The 6,356-nt window shown below is 34.0% G+C and carries 7 protein-coding genes; 3 read left to right on the top strand and 4 right to left on the bottom strand.

The annotated features are described in order from the left end of the window. On the top strand, positions 1 to 532 hold a 532-nt coding region (locus J7604_RS23440), incomplete at its 5' end, for a DUF2628 domain-containing protein (protein WP_293901779.1). A gap of 149 nt (positions 533 to 681) precedes the next feature. Beyond that, entirely contained in the window at positions 682 to 1,395 is a 714-nt protein-coding gene (locus J7604_RS23435; RefSeq protein WP_293901776.1) for a hypothetical protein, read from the top strand. 24 nt (positions 1,396 to 1,419) lie between these two features. Here J7604_RS23435 and J7604_RS23430 read toward each other — a convergent pair whose 3' ends face one another. Further along, on the bottom strand, positions 1,420 to 3,393 hold the full coding sequence (locus J7604_RS23430; protein ID WP_293901773.1) for an aconitate hydratase: 1,974 nt from the start codon (positions 3,391 to 3,393) through the stop codon (positions 1,420 to 1,422). 163 nt (positions 3,394 to 3,556) lie between these two features. Further along, positions 3,557 to 4,081, bottom strand: a complete 525-nt coding sequence (locus J7604_RS23425) for a hypothetical protein (protein ID WP_293901770.1) — start codon at positions 4,079 to 4,081, stop codon at positions 3,557 to 3,559. Positions 4,082 to 4,225: 144 nt separating this feature from the next. Here J7604_RS23425 and J7604_RS23420 point away from each other — a divergent pair, with 144 nt between their 5' ends. Continuing rightward, the gene (locus J7604_RS23420; protein ID WP_293901767.1) at positions 4,226 to 4,627 is read left to right on the top strand and encodes a cobalamin-dependent protein; all 402 of its coding nucleotides are present in this window, start codon (positions 4,226 to 4,228) and stop codon (positions 4,625 to 4,627) included. Positions 4,628 to 4,964: 337 nt separating this feature from the next. On the opposite strand, the gene J7604_RS23415 is transcribed toward J7604_RS23420, so the two are convergent. Continuing rightward, a complete protein-coding gene (locus J7604_RS23415) occupies positions 4,965 to 5,357 on the bottom strand; it encodes a hypothetical protein (RefSeq protein ID WP_293901764.1) in 393 nt (130 codons plus the stop codon). Positions 5,358 to 5,492: 135 nt separating this feature from the next. Further along, positions 5,493 to 6,356 carry an alpha/beta fold hydrolase gene (locus J7604_RS23410; RefSeq protein ID WP_293901761.1) on the bottom strand — a complete coding sequence of 288 codons (864 nt, stop codon included), beginning with the start codon at positions 6,354 to 6,356 and terminating at the stop codon, positions 5,493 to 5,495.

Below are 6,356 nucleotides of genomic sequence, written 5' to 3'. Positions count from 1 at the left end.
GCTGTCCTATTTTTGGGGAGGGGTACAATTACATGATATTAAAAATATGGAAATAACAGAAGAATATTTAAAAACCTTCTTTGCTAAAAATTCTGATTACTACTTTGATAAATGGAAAGAATTTAAGAATGGCAAAATAATTTCATTCAAACCTTATGCATTTTTATTTGGCCTAATCTGGTTTCTATATAGAAAAATGTATAGAGAAGTTTTATTATTGTTATTAGTGATTTTCTTAGAAGTAATTCTAGAAGAATACCTCTTGTCGGATGTATTAGGAATGCAGGAGGGGAGCAGAAAATTTATAGATTGTATAGCAAAGTTCTTCTTTGGGTTATTTTGTGGAATGTTCGGGAATTATCTATATATGAAAAGTAGTGAACGAAAAATTATAAATATATTATCGAGGGATTTATCTGAAGAAGAAAAAAATAGATTATTAGGAAAACTCGGAGGTACTAGTTGGTTGGCTTTGATAATATTAGCCTTAATAATAGTGACAATAATATACCTTAAAAATTATCTAGAATAGATTAATCTGATAAATTTACGGATAGTATTTTAGGGAGACGGGAAAGGGTATTCAGAGGGAATCATTATTATATTTAAGATAAGTTGATAAAGAAAATATCGCATTATGGTTTAATCATTAAAATATTTTTCAAAATTATAATAACTAACATGAACAAATTTTTTCCTTTGCTTTTATGCCTGCTAATGGCATGTGCTCAAAAAAACAATAATGAACAATCAACTATATCTTCTGCAGATAAATTAAATACAACAGATGTTGATTCTTTGAGTGATCCGGAAATGCAGACAGTTCGGGATACTGTTGGATTCGTTCAAGATAAATCAAGGGTTATCAATCTCATCAATAAGCTTACTAAAATTGAATCTCCGGTTGTTGTTGGTGAGTATAAAAATGATAAACTTGATTCTTTATGGATAAGAATACCGGATGAGGATCTTAAACATTTGATTCCAATGGATGTAATGGGAGACATGCAAGGAGAGGTGTTTGGAATTGGTAATCTTTCGTTTAATAACACATTCGGAGTTTTATATTATATCAAATTTTCAGGTATTGATCCTGAAGATGTTGATGAAATATTAAACAAAACCATTTTGGTTCTTTATGATTCTGATCATAGAATTTCAGATTACAAAGTAGTTGGTATACGTGATTATGGTGTAGGTTTTTCTAAGATTTATAATTTAGAAAAGGTTATTTATTTATATACTGCCGAGTCGGAAAATAGAAGTATCTCTAGAGAGGAGTCTTTAATTAAGAATGGAAAGTTTATAGAAAAGGGTCGTAATTCTGTTGAGTTTAAATCAACTAGTCAGGATGACGAAAAGTATAATGCATACATTGAAAATGCATTTAGGTAATATTACTCCTATTGAAATATACACTTAACCCTTTGAATGCACAAGCTCTTTGCTTTTATGAAAATTGATAATTCCACCGTGTATAAGGATTTCTGTTTGACGTTCACTCAAACCATGGGTTAATCTGTATTTAAGATTTTTTGTCATGTTTAAAGCGACATGTTCAGTGTTTTTTGAAAAACCTTCTATTATACCGGATATTCTGATTTCATCATTAGGATCAATGGTATCATAATCTGATTCATGGACAAATTCAAATGGAATAATTCCGAAGTTGATCAAATTCTGCCAGCCTAGTCGCGCATAACTTTTCGCGATGACTGCAATTTGTCCTACGTATCTCGGAGCAATTGCAGCATGCTCTCTGCTTGATCCCTGAGCATAGTTGTGCCCGGCTACAACAATATGTCCTCCGTAAGTCTCTTGTGCCTTTATAGCTTTAATATAAAACTGACTGTCTATAACATTAAAACTCCATTTACTTATTTCAGGAATATTGCTGCGGTAGGAAAGTACTTTAACTCCAGCTTTAAGAATTTCGTCAGTAGAGATATTATCCCGCATCTTAAGTAGAACGGGAGCTTCAAATGTATCTAGCAATGGACTGAAATCCGGAAACGATTTAATATTGGGTCCTTTTTCAAGTTGCACTGGTGATCCGTCAGATGGAGCGAGGAGCATAGTAGTATTTATGATTTCTTTCTCCGGATTTTTATAATGCGGATATTTCATTCCATATAGCTGCTCCATATCCCTGGGATCTGTAATTTTCCCAGTTAGTGCCGAAGCGGCTGCAGTCTCTGGGCTGCAGAGATAGACTTTGTCATCTAATGTTCCAGAACGTCCGGGGAAGTTTCTTGGCATTGTTCTCAGGCTTATTTTCCCATAAGCAGGAGCTTGTCCCATGCCAATACAACCTAAGCAGCCAGCCTGGTGAAATCTTGCTCCTGACTTTACCAGGTTTGCAAGGGATCCCATAGGAATAAGATTTTCTATAACTTGTCTGGATGTAGGATTGATGTCAAATGATACAGCAGTATTTACTGTCTTGTCTTTAACTATTTCTCCTGCAATCCAGAAGTCACGGAGGCCGGGGTTGGCAGATGATCCGATAACAACCTGAGATATCTGAGTACCGGCAACATCTTTTACCTTTACAACATTACCAGGACTGCTCGGACAAGCAATCAAAGGTTCCAATTCTGATAAATTGATCTCGTCAGTAAGGTCGTAACTTGCTCCCTCGTCTGCAATAAGCTCAATCCAGTCCTTTTCTCTTTCCTGAGCTTTTAGAAACCTTTTGACTTCTTGATCTGATGGGAATACTGTTGTAGTTGCGCCAAGTTCTGTACCCATATTGGCAATTACATGTCTGTCCATAGCTGAGAGTTGTTCTAAGCCTTGGCCATGATATTCAAAGATAATTCCTCTTCCACCATGAACTCCATATCTTCTAAGCATTTCAAGGATTACATCTTTTGCACTAACCCAGTCAGGCAATTTACCAATTAACTTAACTCCCATGATTCTGGGCATTTTGAAGTGTAATGGTTCACCTACCATTGAAAATGCAACATCCAGTCCTCCGGCACCTAGTGCAAGCATCCCAAGCGCACCTGCTGCCGGGGTGTGGCTGTCTGAACCAGCCATTGATTTTCCTGGAATACCGAACCTTTCCATATGTACAGGATGACTTACCCCATTACCTGCTCTGCTGTACCAAAGACCGAATTTCTGAGCTGCTGATCTTAAGAATAAATGATCGTCAGCGTTTTTAAAGTCTTCTTGAAGCAGATTGTGATCTACATATTGTACAGATAGTTCGGTTTTTATTTTTGATACTCCCATCGCTTCCAGTTCCAGCATCACCATAGTGCCTGTGGCATCTTGAGTAAGGGTCTGATCGATCCTGATACCGATTTCTGTTCCTGGGATCATTTCTCCCTTTACAAGATGTGAATGAATTAATTTCTGGGTAACGTTTAGGGGCTTTTTCATTGGATTCTCTTTGATATGTATAAAACATGCGTAAGAGAACAATTGTTAGCAACAAGTAATTTTGTTGATTGTAGACTTAAATCAAAAGAGTATAAGGTGAGGGATACCAGGGAGAAAGTATAGTCCGATGTTTCTTAACTTTAATTGAATTTAGTAAGAGGATCTATTTAAGAGTCCTTTTTTTGTCTTCGTTCATTTGTTTCCAAAGATCAATATCCAGATCAAATTCTTCTTCATCATCAGATGGAGCATATTCAAACTGAATTGAAGTTTTATATGAATTTGTCAGTTCTTCAATCAGCCTTTCTATTTTAAGAGCTTTGTTATAGTTGTCTGCTAGTTTTCCATTTTTAACAATGTCATTTTCCTCGATAGAAACTCCAAAAATTATTTTGCCATCATAGGTAAATTTTAAAATGAGATTATTTACACCTTCTTTTAAGTTGTCACTTATGTAAAAGGCAAATCCGTGGTTGGGGGTATTTATTCCATAATTGATGACTTCAGATAATGTAGAGATAGGAGTACAGGATTCTTTTATATTGTACTTTTTATTTTCATCAACTAAAATTTCCTGTCCTGTTCTATCTTCAATTTTATCTCTATAAGAGAAGTGGTTGAGAAATGTTTCAATAGTTTTTTTATTTCTTTCTTTCGAAAGCCCATAAATGTCATAGAATGGAGGCATAAAATGTTGGCATATTAAATCATTAAGATATTAGTTTAGTTTGAATATATTATAGCACTATCATAAAAATATTGTGTATTTTAAAATGCTTTAAATAAAGCATTTTAAAGGGCAAAATATTTTTAGATAGCATATTACTATTTTTTGAATTATGAAAATTGCACTTGTAACTCCACGTCTCAGTTTATTGCAAATCGTTATGGACTTGGTTATCAGATACCTCTTGGGTTAGTTCTGCTTGGGGGACCACTTGTGGATAATGGTCATCAGGTAATATTGATTGACAATGATAAAAAAGGGCTAGAAGAAGATAAGCTTGCAGATGAATTAATGTCCTTTAATCCTGATTGCATTATGATCGGCCATACCGCCTCTACCGCTGCGCCTCTATCAGCCTTAAAAACTGCGGTTGCGTTAAAAGAAAAGTTCCAGCGCGCTGTCATTGTTTATGGCGGTGTTTTTCCTTCCTATGCTTCTGAATCTATTCTAAAGGATTATTCATTTATTGATATCATTGTCAGAGGTGAAGAGAGGAGACTATTATAGAATTAATTAAAGCCCTTTCAGAAGAACAAAGGAACTTAGAAACCATTAAGGGTATTACATGGAATTTCATGGTTAAGTCATAAGAGCTTTCCATTTTAACAGGTGGTCGGACAATTAGAGCAAAATATAAAGTTAATTCCCAGCATATTAGCAAGGTTAATCCATAATTTATTAGGACTTTAAAATCGTTTATCCAGGCATTTCTTTTCCTTCTTATTAAATCAATTATAGTTTTGATTATGATAAGAATTAATAAGCCAATTGCAACATATGCCGTATAATTTATTATTGAAATGACTGTATTCATTTTACCTTGTTTTACTACTGTTTATCTTATTTATCCCATCTGATAAATCGCAAAAAAAATAACAATTCCTAAAAATCTAATAGTTGTGACTGTAATATAGGATTTGATATAAGAATCCGGGAAATTATTTTTCTTCAGTTTTCTAAATGACAAATATGTTGATACAATCATAAAAATTACAACTGATCCTATATAAATTCCATAATTAAGATACTGGTCAATTAAATTCAGTTTTATGTTTATAAAAAATATAGAAATGATAATGATTAAGATTCCGAAATTGTAGATTCTATCTTTGGAAAATAAATCAACTAATTCAGCTTTTTTATCCTGATCCAATTTTTTGTTGGCATTCTCATTTAAAGTTCTTGATAGAAACATAATTCCTAACATCACGAGAATGGCAATCATTGCATAATCCATATTGTTCAATTTTATTGTTAAGTTGTTAATTGGCAGACTTTAGATTAATAAGTCCTGTTGGCCAATTATATTAATTCTTACTAAGATACCTTTTTGAGACTTTTTATGCAAAGGGACTTAGTTGTTAGTCGTAATTTATCTTTCTCTCAAAAACTCAAATATTGATTGTGCTACTATCTCAGATTGTTCTTCCTGGGGGAAATGTCCGCAGGTTTCAAGCTTGATTATCTTTGAGTTGGTAAATCCAGAAGAGAATTTATCAAGGTATTTTGGCGTAATTATAGGGTCTTTCATTCCCCAGATAAATAGGGTAAGTTTATCAGCAATAGGTTGTCTTTTATTCCATAGTTCCTGAAACCAGTTTTGATCGTGAAGTAATGACCTAGCAAAGGCCACTGTTCCATTTCGCTGAGTTCTGTTAGCAAAAGGTTTGGTATATTGCTTTAGAAGATACTTAGGGAGCTTGTGATCTCCAAATGATTCTGGTAATATATAGCGAGGTGAAAAGTTTAGATAGCGATATAATAAAGGGAGTATAGGGCTTTTAAGAATTTTGCTCAACTTGATAAATTCGGGATTATCTTTGCTGCTCCATAACCAAGAGTTGAGGATAATTATATTACTTATTTTTTCAGGATGTTTGATTGCAAAGTTCAGACTGATCGGACCGCCAAAGTCATGCATGACTAAAGCGAATTTTTGAAGGCCTTTATGAATTACAAATCTCTCAAGTGTTTTACTATGATTTTGTGGAGAATAATCGTAGTGCTCTGGTTTATCAGAAAGGCCGAAGCCTATATGGTCAATAGCGATGCAGCGAAAATCAGATTTTAGTTTTTTGATTACATTCCGAAAATCAAAGCTCCAGGAAGGTGTCCCATGAATGAATAAAATTGTTTCTCCTTGTCCCTCATCGATGTAATGAATTTTATGGCCATTAATATCAAAGTAATTTGAAGTAAACGGATATTCTATTGTGTCAAGCCAGTGCTTTGTCAT

This window comes from Sporocytophaga sp., assembly GCF_017745095.1.
Taxonomy (GTDB): domain Bacteria; phylum Bacteroidota; class Bacteroidia; order Cytophagales; family Cytophagaceae; genus Sporocytophaga.
This window is presented reverse-complemented; position numbering and strand designations above follow the sequence as displayed.

Bases quoted from the DNA above. Each gene is read 5' to 3' on its own strand.
- J7604_RS23435 (WP_293901776.1), top strand. From the start codon at position 682: ATGAACAAATTTTTTCCTTTGCTTTTATGCCTGCTAATGGCATGTGCT.
- J7604_RS23430 (WP_293901773.1), bottom strand. From the start codon at position 3,393: ATGAAAAAGCCCCTAAACGTTACCCAGAAATTAATTCATTCACATCTT.
- J7604_RS23425 (WP_293901770.1), bottom strand. From the start codon at position 4,081: ATGCCTCCATTCTATGACATTTATGGGCTTTCGAAAGAAAGAAATAAA.
- J7604_RS23415 (WP_293901764.1), bottom strand. From the start codon at position 5,357: ATGGATTATGCAATGATTGCCATTCTCGTGATGTTAGGAATTATGTTT.
- J7604_RS23410 (WP_293901761.1), bottom strand. From the start codon at position 6,356: ATGACAAAGCACTGGCTTGACACAATAGAATATCCGTTTACTTCAAAT.